Origin of the sequence: Mycolicibacterium flavescens, from assembly GCF_001722335.1 — a bacterium.
Lineage (GTDB): Bacteria > Actinomycetota > Actinomycetes > Mycobacteriales > Mycobacteriaceae > Mycobacterium > Mycobacterium flavescens.
The window spans coordinates 32665-49243 of sequence record NZ_MIHA01000031.1 but is presented as its reverse complement, the minus strand read 5'-3'; the positions used below and the strand labels follow the sequence as shown (position 1 = coordinate 49243).

General features: G+C 70.4%; 21 protein-coding genes and 1 pseudogene. 15 read left to right on the top strand and 7 right to left on the bottom strand.

Features of this window, described 5'->3' with window-relative positions; genetic code table 11:
• Nucleotides 1–425: pseudogene (locus BHQ18_RS27050) on the top strand (pyridine nucleotide-disulfide oxidoreductase); the annotation flags it as partial.
• Between the two features lie 39 nt (nt 426–464).
• Here the strand turns inward: BHQ18_RS27050 and lipE are convergent.
• The 3 genes from lipE to BHQ18_RS27035 all read right to left on the bottom strand — a co-directional run bounded on the left by lipE (nt 465) and on the right by BHQ18_RS27035 (nt 2667).
• Nucleotides 465–1721 (bottom strand): lipase LipE, encoded by a 1257-nt coding sequence (lipE, locus tag BHQ18_RS27045; RefSeq protein ID WP_069416731.1) that lies wholly within the window; start codon nt 1719–1721, stop codon nt 465–467.
• 9 nt (nt 1722–1730) lie between these two features.
• Nucleotides 1731–2156: an Rv1352/Rv1906c domain-containing protein gene (locus tag BHQ18_RS27040; protein ID WP_069416730.1), complete on the bottom strand. Its 426-nt coding sequence runs from the start codon at nt 2154–2156 to the stop codon at nt 1731–1733.
• A 112-nt stretch (nt 2157–2268) separates the two neighbouring features.
• Nucleotides 2269–2667 carry a heme-binding protein gene (locus BHQ18_RS27035; protein WP_069416729.1) on the bottom strand — a complete coding sequence of 133 codons (399 nt, stop codon included), beginning with the start codon at nt 2665–2667 and terminating at the stop codon, nt 2269–2271.
• Nucleotides 2668–2973: 306 nt separating this feature from the next.
• On the opposite strand from BHQ18_RS27035, the gene BHQ18_RS27030 reads away from it, so the two are divergent.
• From BHQ18_RS27030 to BHQ18_RS27010, 5 genes are all read left to right on the top strand, one after another.
• Complete coding sequence (locus BHQ18_RS27030; protein WP_069416728.1) at nt 2974–3381, top strand: VOC family protein; 408 nt, start codon at nt 2974–2976, stop codon at nt 3379–3381.
• Between the two features lie 2 nt (nt 3382–3383).
• Nucleotides 3384–4247, top strand: coding sequence for a rhomboid family intramembrane serine protease (locus BHQ18_RS27025; protein WP_069416741.1), 864 nt, complete (start codon nt 3384–3386; stop codon nt 4245–4247).
• Between the two features lie 63 nt (nt 4248–4310).
• Nucleotides 4311–4775, top strand: a complete 465-nt coding sequence (locus tag BHQ18_RS27020; protein ID WP_069416727.1) for a GtrA family protein — start codon at nt 4311–4313, stop codon at nt 4773–4775.
• A gap of 27 nt (nt 4776–4802) precedes the next feature.
• Nucleotides 4803–5972, top strand: coding sequence for an alpha/beta hydrolase (locus BHQ18_RS27015; RefSeq protein WP_069416726.1), 1170 nt, complete (start codon nt 4803–4805; stop codon nt 5970–5972).
• Nucleotides 5973–5991: 19 nt separating this feature from the next.
• A complete protein-coding gene (locus tag BHQ18_RS27010; protein WP_069416725.1) occupies nt 5992–6801 on the top strand; it encodes a hypothetical protein in 810 nt (269 codons plus the stop codon).
• Here BHQ18_RS27010 and BHQ18_RS27005 read toward each other — a convergent pair.
• The gene (locus tag BHQ18_RS27005) at nt 6794–7453 is read right to left on the bottom strand and encodes an O-methyltransferase (RefSeq protein ID WP_069416740.1); all 660 of its coding nucleotides are present in this window, start codon (nt 7451–7453) and stop codon (nt 6794–6796) included. The genes BHQ18_RS27010 and BHQ18_RS27005 overlap by 8 nt on opposite strands.
• Before the next feature lie 98 nt (nt 7454–7551).
• Between BHQ18_RS27005 and BHQ18_RS27000 the strand changes: the two genes are divergently transcribed.
• The 7 genes from BHQ18_RS27000 to BHQ18_RS26970 all read left to right on the top strand — a co-directional run bounded on the left by BHQ18_RS27000 (nt 7552) and on the right by BHQ18_RS26970 (nt 13652).
• Complete coding sequence (locus tag BHQ18_RS27000; protein ID WP_069416724.1) at nt 7552–8511, top strand: DUF4129 domain-containing protein; 960 nt, start codon at nt 7552–7554, stop codon at nt 8509–8511.
• Nucleotides 8508–8993: a hypothetical protein gene (locus tag BHQ18_RS26995; protein WP_069416723.1), complete on the top strand. Its 486-nt coding sequence runs from the start codon at nt 8508–8510 to the stop codon at nt 8991–8993. Before BHQ18_RS27000 ends, BHQ18_RS26995 begins: the two co-directional genes overlap by 4 nt.
• Before the next feature lie 14 nt (nt 8994–9007).
• Nucleotides 9008–9961: an AAA family ATPase gene (locus tag BHQ18_RS26990; RefSeq protein WP_069416738.1), complete on the top strand. Its 954-nt coding sequence runs from the start codon at nt 9008–9010 to the stop codon at nt 9959–9961.
• A complete protein-coding gene (locus BHQ18_RS26985) occupies nt 9958–11187 on the top strand; it encodes a DUF58 domain-containing protein (protein WP_069416722.1) in 1230 nt (409 codons plus the stop codon). Before BHQ18_RS26990 ends, BHQ18_RS26985 begins: the two co-directional genes overlap by 4 nt.
• Nucleotides 11184–11606, top strand: a complete 423-nt coding sequence (locus tag BHQ18_RS26980; RefSeq protein ID WP_084294421.1) for a hypothetical protein — start codon at nt 11184–11186, stop codon at nt 11604–11606. Before BHQ18_RS26985 ends, BHQ18_RS26980 begins: the two co-directional genes overlap by 4 nt.
• A 95-nt stretch (nt 11607–11701) precedes the next feature.
• A complete protein-coding gene (locus BHQ18_RS26975) occupies nt 11702–13003 on the top strand; it encodes an MFS transporter (protein WP_069416721.1) in 1302 nt (433 codons plus the stop codon).
• Nucleotides 13004–13007: 4 nt separating this feature from the next.
• A complete protein-coding gene (locus BHQ18_RS26970; protein ID WP_069416720.1) occupies nt 13008–13652 on the top strand; it encodes a TetR/AcrR family transcriptional regulator in 645 nt (214 codons plus the stop codon).
• Nucleotides 13653–13665: 13 nt separating this feature from the next.
• Here BHQ18_RS26970 and BHQ18_RS26965 read toward each other — a convergent pair whose 3' ends face one another.
• A complete protein-coding gene (locus tag BHQ18_RS26965; RefSeq protein ID WP_069416719.1) occupies nt 13666–13944 on the bottom strand; it encodes a hypothetical protein in 279 nt (92 codons plus the stop codon).
• A gap of 187 nt (nt 13945–14131) precedes the next feature.
• Here BHQ18_RS26965 and BHQ18_RS26960 point away from each other — a divergent pair, with 187 nt between their 5' ends.
• Nucleotides 14132–14404 (top strand): hypothetical protein, encoded by a 273-nt coding sequence (locus BHQ18_RS26960; RefSeq protein ID WP_069416718.1) that lies wholly within the window; start codon nt 14132–14134, stop codon nt 14402–14404.
• Here BHQ18_RS26960 and BHQ18_RS26955 read toward each other — a convergent pair.
• Nucleotides 14401–14739, bottom strand: a complete 339-nt coding sequence (locus tag BHQ18_RS26955; RefSeq protein ID WP_069416717.1) for an aminopeptidase — start codon at nt 14737–14739, stop codon at nt 14401–14403. The genes BHQ18_RS26960 and BHQ18_RS26955 overlap by 4 nt on opposite strands.
• Nucleotides 14740–14875: 136 nt before the next feature.
• On the opposite strand from BHQ18_RS26955, the gene BHQ18_RS26950 reads away from it, so the two are divergent.
• Nucleotides 14876–15775, top strand: coding sequence for a DMT family transporter (locus BHQ18_RS26950; protein WP_205866202.1), 900 nt, complete (start codon nt 14876–14878; stop codon nt 15773–15775).
• Here BHQ18_RS26950 and BHQ18_RS26945 read toward each other — a convergent pair.
• On the bottom strand, nt 15767–16567 hold the full coding sequence (locus BHQ18_RS26945; protein ID WP_069416716.1) for an ANTAR domain-containing protein: 801 nt from the start codon (nt 16565–16567) through the stop codon (nt 15767–15769). The genes BHQ18_RS26950 and BHQ18_RS26945 overlap by 9 nt on opposite strands.
• Between the last annotated feature and the right edge of the window lie 12 nt (nt 16568–16579).

Below are 16579 nucleotides of genomic sequence, written 5' to 3'. Positions count from 1 at the left end.
GGGCGATCGGGCGGGTCCGGCCGAACACCGACTGGCTGTCCGCCGAACTCCTCGACGACGACGGTTTCGTGCGGGTCACCCCGCAGCTACGGGTGCCCGGCCGGCGCGGGGTGTTCGCGATCGGCGACGTCGCGGCCACCGACCCGCTGCGGTCCTCGGCCCGCAACCGCGCCGACGGGCTGCTGGCCCGCAACATCCGCGCCGAGCTCGCGGGCCGGCCGCTGCGCGCGTACCGGCCCGCGCAACGGCGGTGGGGTTCGGTGCTCGGGGCACAACCCGACGGGCTGGAGGTGTTCACCCCCGGCGGGCGGGCGTTCCGGTTCCCGGGCTGGTCGATCGATCGGGTGCTGCAGCCGTGGATCGTGCGCCGCGGTATCTACCGCGGTGTGCGGCCAAACGATCCGCTGGGTCAGCGCCGAAACTGAAGTTGATGGCGAAGTTCCGGGGCTGATTGCGACACAAGCTCAGTTTCGCGGGATCTCGGCAGCGATCCGGTCCAGCAGCGCGGTGTAGCGGTCGGCCTCCCGGTGTGGCCCGGGTTTGCCGCTGCTGATCAGCCCGGCGGCCAACCGGCGCTGCGGATCGGCCCACACCGCGATGTTGGTCAGCCCGGTGTGCCCGAACGCCTCCGGCGCGTTGCGGCCGAACGGGCCGAACCGCTTCGAGCCGAGCATGTACCCGGTGCCCCAGCGCAGCGGCGCCAGCCCGACCGCGACGTCGGGGCGCAGCCGGCGGCATTCGGCGGTCGCCGCGCGCAGCGTCTCGGGCGCCAGCACCCGCACACCGTCGAGTTCGCCTCCGCAGCGCAGCAATTCGGCGAACCGGGACAGCTCGTAGGCGGTGGACACGGTGTTCGACGACGGCAGCACGCTGGTCAGGTACTGCGGGCTGTTGGAGAACGGGATGATCTTGTACAACGACCCGCCGACGGCCAGCCGGAACACGGTCGCGGCCGGCTGCGGCAGCTCCTTGCCGGTCGCGTAGCTCGGTGCGACCGCCGGAACATCCTGCGGCGCAACACCGTAATTGGTCCACCGGAACCCGAGCGGCTCGAGGATCTCGGAGGCCAGGATGTCGCGGATGTTGCGTCCGGCCGCGGCGCCGACGATCTCGCGGATCAGCGGCCCCCACGTCAGGCCGTGGTAGATGTGCACCAGACCCGGCCGGTACAGCGGCTTGAGCTCGCCGAGCTTCTCGCGGGTGTACTCGCTGTCGTCCATACGGCGCAGATCGGGCCGCGGGCCGGTGTGGATCGGGATGCCTGCACTGTGCGTCATCACATGCCGGATCGTGGTGCGGTGCTTACCGTGGCTGGTGTATCCGGGCAGGTACTCGCAGACCTTGTCGTCGAGCGAGAAGCAGCCGCGCTCGACGAGCATGTGCACGACGGTCGAGGTGATCGCCTTGGCCGCCGAGTAGGCGCAGAACGGGGTTGCCGTTGTGACCGCGACCTTTTCGGTGTCTTCGGTATCGTCGGGGCCATTACCCCAGCCGTGCCCGATCGCGCGGTTGAGCACGACTTTGCCGTTGTGGCGCAGGCACAGCTGGATCGCCGGGTGCATACCGGCGCGGTACCAGTGCTGCGCGGCGCTCCAGATCCGCTCGACGGCCGCCGGGTCGATCCCGGAGTGGTCCTCGTCGCCGACCGCGGTCACCGCGTCGAGATCGGCGGGGACCCGGATGCGGCCCTGCGACGTCGTCTGCGCGCGGTTACCGGCCATCCGGCCAGGTTAGCGGGGTCCGGCGAAGATGCCCTGGCCGATGAACGTGCCGAGTTGACCGAGCAGGTCACCCGGTGCACCCTTCGGCGGCGGCGCCTGGTTGGTCAGCGACCACGGCTGGCAGTCGTTGGTGGTGAAACTCACGTCGCCGGGTTCGATCCGCACCACCTGCGGCTTCTTGGTCAACGCGTTGTCGAGCAGCTTGTCGGGCCCGGAGCGTTTCCAGTAGCAGGCGCCGTCGGGGATCGGACCCGCCGAGGCGTAGGTGCCGGGCACGATGTCGACGCCGACCTTGTACGTGCCGTCGGCGTCGATCGAGGTCTTCGGCGCTGGTGGCGGCTCAGGCGCCGGCGACGGTTGGGCATGCGCGAGGCCCGGGGCGCCGACGGTCAGCAGTACCGCCGCGGCGACGGCGACGGGTCGCGTCAGGTTCATAGGAAGCCAGTCTAAGCGCTTGCCGCGGGTTGGCGGAAATGCGAGACCCGCCGCCACAGCGGACTGTGGCGGCGGGCCGGTGCGGACGCAGGTCCGCGGCTTACGCGGAGGCTCAGCCGGCCATGAACTCGTCATAGGCCGACGCCAGCTCCGGCGGCAGCGCCTGGATGTTGCACGTGCGCTGCACGTCGCCGATCGGCGAGAGGATGCCGCGCAGGTCGTAGTACTCCTGCGGATTGCTGTTGAAGTACCCGCGCAGCGTGGCCGAGGCTTCCGGCCGCGGCTGGCTGAACGCGGCGGTCACGGCCTGGTTGGCGCCCGGATGGGTGTCCAGGTAGGCGCGGGCCTCACCGGTCACCGAGCTGACGGTGCCCGACACGGCGGCCGCGCTGCAGTCCGGAGCTGCCATCGCCGACGGCGCGGCGATGGTTGCCACGGCCAGACCGCCGAGCAGGCTTGCGGCGCAGGCACCGGCGATCTGCCGGCGCATGGCGATACCACGAGATTTCATGTGTTTACTTCCTTCAATTGCGATGGTCGCTGATTCCCCCGTCCCCGAAATCAAAAGTACCCAAGGCGATCACCGGCAAACGGTCCGCGGAGGATCGAAAAACCATGCCCACGCTGGCGTTACACCGATTCGGCGTGAGATGCGCCGCAATTGGGGCCGATTTCGATAAGCGCGCGAACAGAGACGGTGAATTCTCTCAAGATTGCCCGCCGGTCCTTAATTGATCGTGATCTGCGCGGTGACCAAATTGTTATCCGCGGTGGTGGCGAGCGGAAGCGCCGAACCCTTGAATCTAAGGTGGGCACTGTGAAGCTGGACCTGTTGAGCCCCGGTGTCGAGGTGGGCCTGGTGACGACGAACCTCGACGAGATGGTCACCTTCTACGAGGATTTCCTCGAACTCGACGGCCAGGGGGTCATCGATTTCCCCGGCGGCTCGCAGCGGCGCTACTCGCTGGGCACCAGCGTGCTCAAGCTGGTGACCTACACGCCCGCGCCGCCGGAGCCGCCGACGCCGGGCGGAGGTCGGGCGCAGGCCGGCATCCGGTACTTCACGATCGGGGTCAATGGGCTGCGCGGCGTGGCCGAGGCGTTCGCGGCGTCGCCGTACCAGGTGGTGGAACCGCTGACCGAGTTCGCGCCCGTGCCGGGAATGGGCTGGATGTTCGTCGCCGACCCGGACGGCAACTGGATCGAACTGTTCGGAACGCTGTGAACATGCCGCACCCGGGCACACCCGGGCCACAGGTGACGCCGACCTGCTACCGGCATCCCGACCGGGTGACCTACGTGCGCTGCGCGCGCTGCAACCGCTTCATCTGCGCGGAGTGCATGCGTGACGCCGCGGTCGGGCACCAGTGCGTCGAGTGCGTGAACCAGGGCGCCAAGACCGTGCGGCAGGCGCGCACCCAGTTCGGCGGGGTGCCGTCGGCCAAACCGACGGTCACCTACACGTTGATCGGAATCAACGTGGTGATGTTCGTGCTGCAGATGGCGCTGCCCGGATTTCAGCGTGAGTTCGTGCTGCAGGCGTTCGCGGTCGCCGACGGCGAGCTCTACCGGCTGCTGACGTCGGCGTTCCTGCACTACGGCATGGCGCATCTGCTGTTCAACATGTGGGCGCTGTACGTGGTGGGTGTGCCGTTGGAGGCGGCGCTGGGCCGGCTCAGGTTCTTCGGGCTCTACGCGCTCAGCGCGCTCGGCGGCTCGGTGCTGGTGTACCTGGCCTCGGCGCCGACGGCGATGACCGCCGGCGCCTCGGGCGCGGTGTTCGGGTTGTTCGGCGCGACATTCGTCGTCGGCAGGCGGTTGAACATGGACGTGCGGTGGGTCGTCGTGATCATCGCGCTGAACCTGGCCTTCACGTTCGTGATCCCGCTGATCAGCTCCCAGAACATCAGCTGGCAGGGCCACATCGGCGGGCTGGTCACCGGGGCCGTCGTGGCCGCCGCCTACGCGTACGCACCCCGGGCGTCCCGCAACGCCGTGCAGATCGCCGCGACGGTCGCGGTGCTGGCGTTGTGCGCGGTGCTGATCTGGTGGCGCACGACCACGCTGCTGGCGTCGGTCGGGCTGGCCTGAACCACCCCCCGAAGTTCGTCTGCCGTCCACGGGGCCGACACCCGGGCCTGTCAGCGTGGTCGGGTGCGAGCCGAACCGGCGGCCTCGGCCGTCGCCCGCTTCCACGCCTTGTGTGTCAGCGTGGTCGCGCGGTTACCGTTCGGGCTCGACGGCGTGGTCGCGCCGACGTTCCTGGGCTTCTGCCTGATCAACAGCTTCACCTTCGCGGTGGATCTGGTGCTGCTGACGGTGCTCTACGACGGGCTGCGGACGCCGCTGCCGGTCGCGGTGACGGTGGCCTACGCGTGCGCGTTCGTCTTGAGCTATGTGCTCAACCGCGTCGCCAACTTCCGCAGCCACGCGCCGGTGGGGCCGCAGCTGGCCGTCTACGTGGCTGTCGTCGTGGTGAACTACCTGGCGTTCATCCTCGCGCTGTCGAACCTGTTGGCCGTGAACGGTGTTGACGTGCGCGTCGCGCGGCTGGTGGCGGGTGCCTGCGAGGCGGTGTTCATGTACACGATGATGCGCTGGGTGGTGTTCCGGACGTAGCCGCGGCGGCGACGGCGATGATGGGGTGTGCGCATCGCGGCGGTGGTCGGTCAGGTGATCGCGGTACCGCTGGTCGCGGTGCCGGCCGTCGCGGTGCTCGGGATGCTGCTGCCGCAGGTGCCCTACCTCGGGCTGGCCACCGCGTTCGCGCCCTGGTACCTGGGCTGGCTGATCGTCGCGGCGCTCGCGGGCGGCCTGCTGGCCGGCGCGCTGTGGTGGCGTTTGCGGGCCCGGCTCGCGGCGGCGGTGGCGCTGACCGCGGTGGCGGCGGTCGCCGGGGCCTCGGTGATCCTCGGGGCGATGACGACGGCCGTGCAGCGCGCCGGCGCGCAGGTGGACCTGCCGGCGCTGCTGACCGTGGGGTCGGTGCAACCCGTACCGCCCGACGCCGAAGAGGTGTACACCGCATTCGACGGAGAGTCGTTGTCGCTGAGCATCTTCCGTCCTGCGTCATCGGGGTCCCCCGCACCGGTGCTGGTGTTCGTGCACGGCGGCGGCTGGGTCGCGGGAGACCGGACCGCGCACAGCGACGACCTGCGGTGGTTCGCCGACCGCGGCTGGCTGACGATCAGCGTCGGGTACACCTTGTCGTCGTCGACGCGGCACCTGTGGGACGTCACCCACAGCCAGATCGGCTGCGCACTGGCTTGGGTCGGGCAGAACGCGCACCGGTACGGCGGCGACGCGGAGCGGCTGTCGCTCACGGGCGACTCGGCGGGCGGCAACCTGGCCGTCAACGCGGCGTACCTGCGGGCCGACAACCGGCTGCAATCGTCGTGCGGCGGGCGCATCCCCGAGGTCGACGCGGTGTCGGCGCTGTACCCGGCGGTGAACCCGGAGGCGATGTACGCCAACGACTATCCGGTGACAGGGCCGCGGGCCCGGGCGATGGTGACCGCCTACACCGGCGGCTCACCGCAGCAGTACCCGCAGCGCTACCGCAGCATCGCGTCGGCCACCCACATCAGCGCCGCGGCGCCACCCACGCTGGTGCTGCTGCCGCAGGCCGACCACCTGGTGCCGGCGGCCGACACGGTCGCGTTCGTCGAGCAGGCGCGCGCGGCCGGTGTGCGGACCCAGTTGGTGTCGGTGCCGTTCGCCGACCACGTCTTCGACGCCCGGCCCGGCAGCATCGGCAAGCAGGCCTACCGGCAGTTGACCGACCGCTGGCTGCGCGAGCATGGTCAGGCGCCGTAGCGGGTGGTAAGCAGAGACGATGGCCGACGATCCGCTCGACGACCTCTACGCCGCCCCGCTCGAGGAGTTCACCGCGCTGCGGAAGCGGTTGGCCGGTGAGGCCCGCAAGGGCGGTGATGCCGATGCCGCCAAACGCATTTCGGGTGCGCGCAAGCCGACGACGGCGGCGTGGGTGGTCAACCGGCTCGCGATCGCCGACGACAGCGTCGCCCGGCGGCTCAGCGAACTCGGGCAGCGGCTGCGCGACGCGCACGCCGCGATGGACGGTGACCGCATCCGCGAACTGTCCGCCGAACAGCGACGCCTGGTCGACGATCTCGCCCGCGAGGCGTTGAAGGGGCTCAAACCGACCGGGGCGCTGCGCGACGACGTCACCGGGACCCTGCAGGCGGCCGTGGCCGACCCGGATGTCGCGGCCCGGCTCGGAAGGCTGACGAAGGCCGAAACCTGGTCGGGTTTCGGGGAGTTCGGTGATACCGCGATCGTGGTCAGCCCGGCCGCCCGCCGCAAGCCCGAGAAAACCGAAAAGCCCGAGCCGGAGAAGCCGCGCGACGACAGGGAGGCCGCGGCTCGCCGGGAACGGCAGCAGGCCCGCGCGGACCTGGCGGCCGCCGAACACGCGCGCGCCGAGGCCGACGACGCGCTGGCCGAACTGCAGTCGGACCTGGCCACCGCGCGGATGCGACACCAGGACGCGCAGCGGCGGTTACAGGACGCCGAACGCGGCCTGAGCGCCGCCGAGGACGCCTACGACCAGGGCAAGCAGGCCAGCCGCGACGCCGCCGCCACGGTCAAGGAGGCCAAGGCGCGGCTGCGCCGGATCACGTGACCGCGCGGCAGCTGATCTCCATGCTGTCGCTCTCACGCGCCGGGAATGCGACGCTGACGTAGCCGTTGGCGGGATCGCGGACGTAGTCCAGGTAGGGCGCGAGTTCGGCCATGGAGGTGTTGTCGGCGACGACGAGGGCGCCCGGCGACAGCCGCGGCTGCAGCAGTTCGAGCACGGGCAGGTACAGCTCCTTCCACCCGTCGAGAAGCACGAAATCGACTGGGCCGTCCAGGGATTGCAACGAGCTCAAAGCGTCGCCCTCGAGCACGGTGATCACCGAGTCGAGCCCCGTCTCGGCGAACGTCCGGGTGGCGGCGGCGACCTTGGCGGCGCTGAGTTCGGTGGTCACCACGGCTCCGGTGCCGTTGTCGTGCACCGCGGCGGCCAGGTGGATCGCAGAGATGCCGAGCGACATCCCGAACTCGACGACGGTCGCCGGCCTGGCCGCGCGCACCAGCGCGTAGAGCAGGCGGCCCGCCTCGGGCGCGATAGGCAGGTAGAACTCGCTGAGCGCGTCGGCCCGCTCCTGCGCGGTCGCCGAGGACAGCCGCGCGAAATCCGTACCGCGCAGCTCGGTCATCTGGGCCCGGGCTTCGGCGTACATCCGGTCGAGCGTCGCCGCGACCCGCGGGTTCTGCAAAGTGGTGGTCACGGTGTCGAACCTATCGGTGTCGAACCTATCGGTGTCGAACCTATCGGCCCGAGTGGCGGTGGCGCGGCCCACCGGCGTGCCAGGATGACGGCAGGGCCATGGACGCACCCCGGACGTCGACACGGCGCGTGATTGCGGTGATCACGCTCCTGGTTCTTGCCGCGGTGGCGTTGCGGGGCTACCTGCCGGGCGTCGAACCACCCGCGCCCGACCCGCCGGCCGACGACCGGCGCAGCAGTCTGCTCGCGCTCGCCGCGGTGCTGGTCCTGCTGTGCGCGGCGATCGCAGTCATCGGCCTCGCGATCGTCGTCCGGCTGCGCAGCCCCCAGCCCGCCCGGCCACCGGCGGGCACGCTGCCGCGCGCGTCCGGGGCGAAGCGGCCGTCGTGGCGGTTCGTGGTCATCGCGCTGCTCGCGGTGATCGGATGGCTGCTGTTCGTGTCGGTGCTCAACCGGATCGTCGACCCGGTGCAACCGCCGTCGCCGCCCGAGGCGACGGCGCCGGAGACCCCCGGGCCCGGGGTCGAGGACCGGACGCCCGACGATCCGAAGCCCGACGACGAAACACCCGACCCGGTCAACTATCTGATTCCACCGATGCTCGTGCTGATGGCGCTGATCGTCATCGGCTCGGCGCTCGCATCCCGCCAACAGGGCCGGACTGTCGCGCCCGCGCCGGCCCACGACGAGACCGACGCCGCATCGCCGCCCCGCGCGCCGTCGCTGGCCCGGGCCGCCGAGGTCGGGTTGGCCGCGATCGGTGACGTGAGCCGCGAACCGCGTGAGGCGATCATCGCGTGCTACGCGGCGATGGAGCGCGAACTCACCCGGGTGCCGGGCGCGGCGCCGCAGGCGTACGACACCCCCACCGAGGTGCTGGCGCGCGCGGTCGACAGCGGCGCGTTGCGGGCCGACAGCGCGACCGACTTGGTGCACCTGTTCGAAGAGGCCCGGTTCTCCCCGCATGTGATGACCGAGGCCCACCGCGACGCCGCGGTCGAGGTGCTCAACCGGGTGCTGGCCGAGCTCCCACGGCGCGCCGCCGAGGTGGGATCGTGAAAAGGGTTGCCGCAGCCGGCTTCCTGCTCGTGATCGGCGTCGAGTTGATGACGCTGGTGGCCCGCGACCGGCAGGCGGTGCTGATCGTCGCGGGAGCGGCGACGGCGCTGACCCTGCTCGCGCTGCGGTGGTATCTGACTCGCGAAGGCGAAACAGGCGATGTCGCAGAGTATTCCGATGCCGCGGCCGAGTCGCTGAACCGCTGGCTGGCACGCACCGAGACGCTGATCAGTCGCGCGGAGTCGACGCGGCGGGACTGGGACCGTCACCTGAGGCCGATGCTGGCACGGCAGTTCGAACTGTCGACGGGGCAGCGCAGAACCAAGGACCGGCAGGCCTACCACGCGACCGGCCGCATGCTGTTCGGCGACCAGTTGTGGGAGTGGGTGAACCCGGAGAATGCGGCGAGAAGCGGTGTGGAGCAACCGGGCCCGGGCCGTGCGGTACTCGATGAGATCCTGCGGCGATTGGAACGCGTGTGACAGCAAGCAAGGGCCTGCCCGCGGCGGCCACGACCGCCAACTGCGAGGCGGTGCTCGACGAGATCGGGCGGGTGGTGGTCGGCAAGCGCGGCGCGTTGGCGTTGATCCTGACCACCGTGCTGGCCGGCGGGCACGTGCTGATCGAGGACCTGCCGGGTCTGGGCAAGACGCTGATCGCGAGGTCGTTCGCGGCCGCGCTGGGACTGGACTTCACGCGGGTGCAGTTCACGCCGGACCTGCTGCCCGCCGACCTGCTCGGGTCGACGGTCTACGACATGCAGTCCGGTCGCTTCGAGTTCCGTCCCGGCCCGATCTTCACCAACCTGCTGCTCGCCGACGAGATCAACCGCACCCCACCGAAAACCCAGGCGGCGCTGTTGGAGGCGATGGCCGAGAGCCAGGTCAGTATCGACGGTTCGACCCACCGGCTGCCGGCGCCGTTCATCGTGCTGGCCACCGACAACCCGATCGAGTACGAGGGCACCTATCCGCTGCCCGAGGCGCAGCTGGACCGGTTCACGATCCGGCTGGAACTGCGCTACCTGTCCGAGCACGAGGAAACCGACATGCTGCGCAGGCGCATCGACCGCGGATCGGCGCGGCCCGAAGTCGCCCAGGTCGTCGACGCGCACGATCTGGTCGCGATGCGCGAATCCGTCGAACAGGTCACCGTGCACGACGACGTGCTGCGCTACGTCGTCGCCCTGGCCGCGGCCACCCGCCAACATCCGCAGGTGGCGGTCGGCGCCAGCCCGCGGGCGGAACTCGATCTGGTGCAGCTCTCGCGCGCCCGCGCACTGCTGCTGGGCCGCGACTACGTCGTACCCGAGGACGTGAAAACCCTTGCCATACCGGCGATCGCGCACCGTATCAGCCTGCGGCCGGAGATGTGGGTGCGTAGGGTACAGGGCAGCGACGTGGTCGACGAACTGCTGCGGCGACTCCCGGTGCCGAGAACCTCGTCGTGATCGAGCCGCGGGTCACCGACGTCGAACTACATTGGCGCGCATCACCGCTCGCGCGCTCGGTGCTGACCTGCGTGGCCGGTGCGCTGGCGGTGGCGGTGATCGCGCTGCGCTGGGAACTCGTGGTGTTCGCCGCCCCGCTCACCGGGGTGCTGTGTTCGGTGTACTGGCAGCGGCCACCGCCCGCGGTCCGGGTGCGGGGCGAACCCGGCATCCACCGCTGCTTCGAGGGTGAGCCCGCGCGGGTGACGGTCAGCGCGGACGCCGGCGCGCTGAGCCTGGACGTGGTCGCGGGAATGACGGTGCAGGAGAGCGAGCGCCGCGCCGACGGTGGACAGACCGTCGTGGTCTCGGCCGACCGCTGGGGTCGCTACCCGGTGCGGGCGCAGGTCACGGTGCCCGCCCGGGGCGGCCTCATCGAGGGCCGCGGGGCCGTCGACGCGGCCGACGTCTACGTGTTCCCGCTGGCTCCGCCGCAGTCCACCGTCATCCCGCGGACCGACCTGCTGGACCGCCTCGGCACCCACCTGACCCGCTACGTCGGGCCCGGCGTCGAGTACGCCGACGTACGGCGCTACGTACCGGGCGACCAACTGCGGACCGTCAACTGGCCGGTCAGCGCCCGCCGGGGCAGCCTGCACGTCACCGAACGATTGACCGACCGGGCCGCCGACGTGGTCGTGCTCGTCGACAACTACCACCAGCCACCCGGGCCCGCGACCGAGGCCACCGAGCGCACCGCGCGCGGCGCGGTGCAGGTGGTGCAGAGCGCCCTGCGCAGCGGCGACCGGGCCGGTGTCGTCACCTTGGGTGACCGACGGCCCCGGTGGCTCGGCGCCGATATCGGGCGGCGCCAGTTCTACCGCGTGCTCGACGTCCTGCTCGGTGTCAGCGGCAGCTTCGAGACCACCTCCGGGACCCTGGCACCGCGCGCGGCGCTGCCGCCCGGCGCGATCGTGATCGCGTTCACGACGCTGCTCGACACGGAGTTCGCGCTGGCGCTGATCGATCTGCGCAAGCGCGGGCACACGGTGGTGGCCGTCGACGTGCTGCAGGGTGCGCCGTTTCCGGGTGGCTGCGACGAGCTGGTGGCCCGGATGTGGGCGCTGCAGCGATCGTTCATGTACCGCGACATGGGCACGATCGGGGTGGACGTGGTGGCCTGGCGCGAGGACGACACCCTCGACCAGTCCATGCAGCTGGTGCCCGCCCACCGGGGGCGCCGGTGAACCGGCTGCTGTCGACCGCGTGCGGGCTGGTGATGGTCGCGGGTGCGGCGTTGCCCGCCGACACGGCCGGGCTCCTGCTCTGCGCCGCCGCGACGGCCGCGGTGTTGGTGGGCAACGCTTTTCGGGTGGCGGCGACGGTGGCCGTGCTGCTGGTGGCGGCCGCGCTGGTCGTCACCGGGGCAGCGGTGCTACCGGTGGCGGTGTGCGGGCTGACCGCGGCGGCCTATCTGGTTCTGCGTCATACCGGTGAGATCACCGCGCCGACCGCGGTGGCGATGGTGGGGTTCTGCATCGTCGCATCGGCCGCGGTCACGATCCCGGTGCAGGTGCCGTGGCTGCCGCTGGTCGCGCCGCCGGTGGTGCTGGCGGCGGTGGTGCTGGCGACCAGGCCACTGTGGTCGGATCGACTGCGCAACTGATGGAATGTGACACCGCACGCCCGATATGTTTCTAGGGTCGCTTATCGACAGGTAAGCGAATTGCTCAGCGGGGCGCTTACTTTCGGGAGGTCGGCATGTCCAGCGATGTGCGCAAGGCGGTCACCGGTGCGTCGATCGGCAACGCGGTCGAGTGGTTCGACTTCGCGATCTACGGATTCCTGGCGACGTTCATCGCGGCGAAGTTCTTTCCCGCGGGCAACGACACCGCCGCGCTGCTGAACACGTTCGCGATCTTCGCCGCGGCGTTCTTCATGCGCCCACTGGGCGGGTTCGTCTTCGGCCCGCTCGGTGACAGGATCGGCAGGCAGCGGGTGCTGGCGGTGGTGATCCTGCTGATGTCGGCCGCGACGGTGCTGATCGGTCTGCTGCCGACGTACGCGACGATCGGCGTCGCCGCCCCCTTGCTGCTGCTGTTGCTGCGTTGCCTGCAGGGATTCTCGGCCGGCGGCGAGTACGGCGGCGGCGCAGTCTATCTCGCCGAGTTCGCCGACGAGCGCCGCCGCGGGTTGACCATCACGTTCATGGCCTGGTCCGGGGTGCTCGGCTTCCTGCTCGGGTCGATCACCGTCACGGTGCTGCAGGCGCTGCTGCCCGCCGCGGCGATGGACAGTTACGGATGGCGGATCCCGTTCCTGATCGCCGGGCCGCTGGGGCTGGTCGGGCTCTACATCCGGATGCGACTCGACGACACGCCTCAGTTCGCGGAGCTCAGCAGGTCCGAGCAGGTCGCCGAGTCGCCGCTGCGCGAGGCGGTCGTCACGTCGTGGCGGCCGATCCTTCAGGTCATCGGTCTGTTCATCGTGTTCAACATCGGCTACTACGTGGTGTTCACGTTCCTGCCGACCTACTTCATCAAGACGCTCGAGTTCTCCAGGACCGACGCGTTCGTCTCGATGACGCTGGCGAGCCTGGTGGCCCTGGTGCTGATCCTGCCGCTGGCCGCGCTGTCCGACCGGGTGGGCCGCCGGCCCATGCTGATCGCCGGGTCGGCGGCGTTCATCGTGTTCGGTTACCCGCTGTTCCTGCTGCTGAATTCGGGTTCGGTGGTGGCGGCCGTCGCGGCGCACTGCGGGTTGGCGGCCATCGAGTCGATCTACGTCTCGACCGCCGTGTCGGCGGGGGTCGAACTGTTCGCCACCCGGGTGCGCTACAGCGGCTTCTCGATCGGATACAACATCTGCGTCGCCGGTTTCGGCGGCACCACGCCGTACATCGTCACGTGGTTGACCGCCGCGAGCGGAGACAACCTGGCGCCCGCCTGGTACCTGATCGCGGCCGCGGTGATCTCGCTGATCGTCGTGCTCACCCTCACCGAATCGGCGGGCCGCCCGCTGGCCCAGACCCAGGGCCGGCAGCAGGCGGCAGCGATACAGTGAACGGGTGCCGCCGCAATCCGATCGTCCGCTGCGGCCCCGACTGACTGCCCGCGGAGCCGCGACGCGCAACCGCATCGTGCTCGCCGCCGCCGAGTTGATGCACGCCCAGGGTGTCGCCCCGACCACCATCGATGACGTGCTCGCCGCCAGCGCGACCAGCAAATCGCAGTTCTACCAACACTTTCAGGACAAGGCCGAGCTGGTCTACGAGGTCATCACGCAGCGTGCCGACGAAGTGCTGTCCTGGCAGCGCCTGCGCCTGGAGAAGGTTGACTCGTTCAAGGGGCTCTACCAGTGGCGCGACGCCATGGTGCAGCGCTGCACGCTGCGGCGCGGGCTGTGGGGTTGTGAACTCGGTTCGCTGGCCGCCGAACTGTCCGACACCGACGACCGGGCGCGCGAGTCGCTCGCGGAGCACTTCGCCGAATGGCACGGTTTGTTGGCCGGGGCGCTGCAGCGGATGCGCGACAGCGCGGTGCTGCGCGACGACGCCGACATCCGCGGGCTGGCAACGGGATTGCTCGCCGCGGTGGAGGGCGGGTATCTGCTGTCGCAGACCGGTCGTGATCCGCGGCTGATGCAGTCGGCGCTGAACATGGCCATCGGCCACGTCGCGTCGTTCGCGGCCGTCGGCGCGCCGGTGACCTGACGCGCCTCTGTCGTCAGTTGTCGCCGGGCGGCGCCGTCGGCGCGGGCGGCGCGATCACGGTCGGCGAGAACGGGTTCGGGCCACCCGGGTCGATGCGCGGCGCCTTGTCCGTCGGCTCGACGGGAGCCTCGGTCGGACTCGACGTCGGGCTGGGCATCTCCGTCGTGGTCGTCGTGGTGGTCTCCTCCGGAGTCTCCTCCTGGGCGCACGACGCGGTGAACATCACCATCGCGAGCGCTGCGGCGCCGCCGGCCAGAACCGCGATGCGGCGGCGCACGTGAACAGAGTTCATGGTTGATTCCTCACTGTAGTTGGACTGAACTATATCGTCCAAAATCTGCTCACGTCAACGACGTCATAGCCGTCGAAACATCACATAACTGGACGAAATAGTCCAACCAATGCGGGGCGTTCCCGCCTCGCGCCTGCCGTCGCGGAAGGAACCGAACGAGATGCGCGGAAAAAGCTAGGGTGGCGTCATGAAGCTTCGCGTGATGCCCTACGTCACGGTCGAGATCGACGAACGCCTGCGGCGGCGGGTCCGGGCGACCGGTGAGCGGTTGGGCCTCAACGTCCGCGCCTACCTGATGAGCGCCGCCGACGATGTGGACGCGGCCAGCGGCAAGGTCCGCGGGCTGTGCGACCGGGCGGTCAACCGGGTCGACACGGTCGTCGCCACCGTCAACGACCGCATCGCTCCCGAAACCGGTCCCACCCGCCTGCGGGTCGTCGCCGACCGCGAAGCCAGCTAGCCCGCGCGCGCGGTGCGGCCGCCGACGAAGAACGAGGCGGCGAGCACCACGACACCGATGACCGCCACCGGGATCGTCCAGGTCCGGCGGTCGGAGACCGCGGACTGGCACTGCGCGACGTAGTCGGTGTGCGGGACCACCTCGTTGAGGATCGGCAGGTTCACCGGGTTGTTGCTGTCGGCCTGGCTCGCCGCGGAGTCGTCGGCCGCGATCGCGTTGCCGCACCCGATCTTCTGATTGTCCGGGCCGGGGATCGAGACGGGCATCAGCAGCCCGATCACCCCGACGAGCAGCACCACAGCACCCACCAGCAACAACATCCGTCGCAGATTCATGATCGGATTGATGCCCGATCGGATCGACCGTCAAACCTGGACGAAGGCTGCCCAGCCGCTTTCGCGGCCCGACCGACGATGTGTTTCGCTTGTGCGGTGACAGCTTCTGCGGAGGGATCCTCTTGACGGGTGCACGTTGATCGAGCAGGGCCTGGTCGTCCTGTTGGCCCTGCTGGCCGCCGCATTTCTGGCCATCGGCATCGTGGTTCGACAGCGCGCCACCATGGATGTGCCGCCCGAACACGGCGTCAGCGGTGTGATGGTGATGACGCTGCTGCGCAGGCCGCTGTGGTGGGCCGGCACGGCTGCGGCGGTCGCCGGCTTCGTATTCCAGGCGTTGGCGCTCGCCGAGGGATCGCTTCTGGTCGTCCAACCGATCCTGGTGTCCGCGCTGCTGTTCGCGTTGCCGCTGAGCGCGCGGCTGGCCAACCGTCGTGTGACCCGCGCCGAGTGGGCGTGGGCGCTGCTGCTGACCGCCGCGCTCGCGGTGTTCGTGTTGCTGGCCAAGGCGCGGCCCGGCGACTACGAGGCCTCGGCCCCGACGTCGGCCGTCGTCGCGGTGGTATGCGCGGTCGCGGTGCTGGCGTGCGTGGTGATCGCGGTCCGCTGCGCGGGGTGGCGGCGCGCGGTGATCCTCGCCGCTGCGGTGGGGCTGCTGTTCGGCGTCGTCGCGGTGCTCACCAAGATCGTCATGCACATGTTGACCACCGAAGGTCCGGGCGCCGTGCTGACCTCACCGGTGGTGTACCTGCTGGTGGTGCTCGGCGTCGTCGCGGTCATCCTGCAGCAGTCGGCGTTCCACGCGGGCTCGCTGCAGACCTCGGTGCCGACGATGCTCGTACTCGAACCCGTGGTGGCCGTCGTGCTCGGCGCCGTCGTGCTGGGTGAGCACCTCACGGTCAACGGGGTCAAGGCCGCGGCGATCGCGGTCGCGGTGGCCGCGATGACTGCGGCGACCATCGCGCTCGGCCGCGACGAAGGCGCGCTCGAGGAGCAGCTCGAGGAGGCCGCCAAGCGCCAGGCCCGCTCAGGCTGACGGCCGCTCCTTGACCATCGCGGTCCACAGCAACCGGGCGGCGTCGCGCGCGGGCCCGTCCGGCGCGATCGGTTCGGCGGCGCCGGGCTGCTCGGCGGGGCGGCCGCTGATGTGCTCGACCAGCGCGACCGCGAGTTCGCGCAGCTTGACGTTGAACTCCTGGCTGGCGCGGCGCAGCACGCTCCACGCCTGGTCGGCGTCGCAGCCGATCGCGCCGATCAGTGCGCCCTTGGCCTGTTCGATGGCGCCGCGCGACTGCAGCGCGGTCAGCAGGTCCTCGAATGCGGCTTCGTTCTGCGCGGCGGTGGTCACCAGGGCCGCGGACACCAGTTGCTCATAGGCGATCAGCGTCGCCACGGTCGACGCGCTGCCGGGCTCGCGCAGCGTGCACGACAGCATGATTGCGGCGTCGGTGCGCCAGAAGCCCGCCACCGCGGCCACACCGCAGACCTCGGGCAGCGAGGAGGCGATCGCCGGGGCACACCGCGCGGCCGCGTCCCGGGTCAGGTCGGGCCACCGCTCGTCGCTGAACAGGTCGACGCTGAGTACCGGCACCTGATAGTTCAGCGCGTCGGCCACCGGGCCGCCCAGACCCGACAACTGCGCCGCCACCATCTCGGCCTCGACGCCCAGCGCCGCCAGCGCCGACGGCGTCTCGCCGAAACGCTTGTCCTGCACGGTGACCGCGACGCCGAGCGCACGGGGTAACTCGGCGTGCAGGCGCTCCAGCACACGCTGCAGCAGCGTGATCAGCTCGGGGTGCTGGCGGGGTTGAAAGTCGGGGGCGGGCACGACGACGATCCG

Bases quoted from the DNA above. Each gene is read 5' to 3' on its own strand.
- BHQ18_RS27000 (WP_069416724.1), top strand. From the start codon at position 7,552: ATGGACGCACCCCGGACGTCGACACGGCGCGTGATTGCGGTGATCACG.
- BHQ18_RS26955 (WP_069416717.1), bottom strand. From the start codon at position 14,739: ATGAATCTGCGACGGATGTTGTTGCTGGTGGGTGCTGTGGTGCTGCTC.
- BHQ18_RS27010 (WP_069416725.1), top strand. From the start codon at position 5,992: ATGGCCGACGATCCGCTCGACGACCTCTACGCCGCCCCGCTCGAGGAG.
- BHQ18_RS26965 (WP_069416719.1), bottom strand. From the start codon at position 13,944: ATGAACTCTGTTCACGTGCGCCGCCGCATCGCGGTTCTGGCCGGCGGC.
- BHQ18_RS27035 (WP_069416729.1), bottom strand. From the start codon at position 2,667: ATGAAATCTCGTGGTATCGCCATGCGCCGGCAGATCGCCGGTGCCTGC.
- BHQ18_RS26960 (WP_069416718.1), top strand. From the start codon at position 14,132: ATGAAGCTTCGCGTGATGCCCTACGTCACGGTCGAGATCGACGAACGC.
- BHQ18_RS27025 (WP_069416741.1), top strand. From the start codon at position 3,384: ATGCCGCACCCGGGCACACCCGGGCCACAGGTGACGCCGACCTGCTAC.
- lipE (WP_069416731.1), bottom strand. From the start codon at position 1,721: ATGGCCGGTAACCGCGCGCAGACGACGTCGCAGGGCCGCATCCGGGTC.
- BHQ18_RS27040 (WP_069416730.1), bottom strand. From the start codon at position 2,156: ATGAACCTGACGCGACCCGTCGCCGTCGCCGCGGCGGTACTGCTGACC.
- BHQ18_RS26975 (WP_069416721.1), top strand. From the start codon at position 11,702: ATGTCCAGCGATGTGCGCAAGGCGGTCACCGGTGCGTCGATCGGCAAC.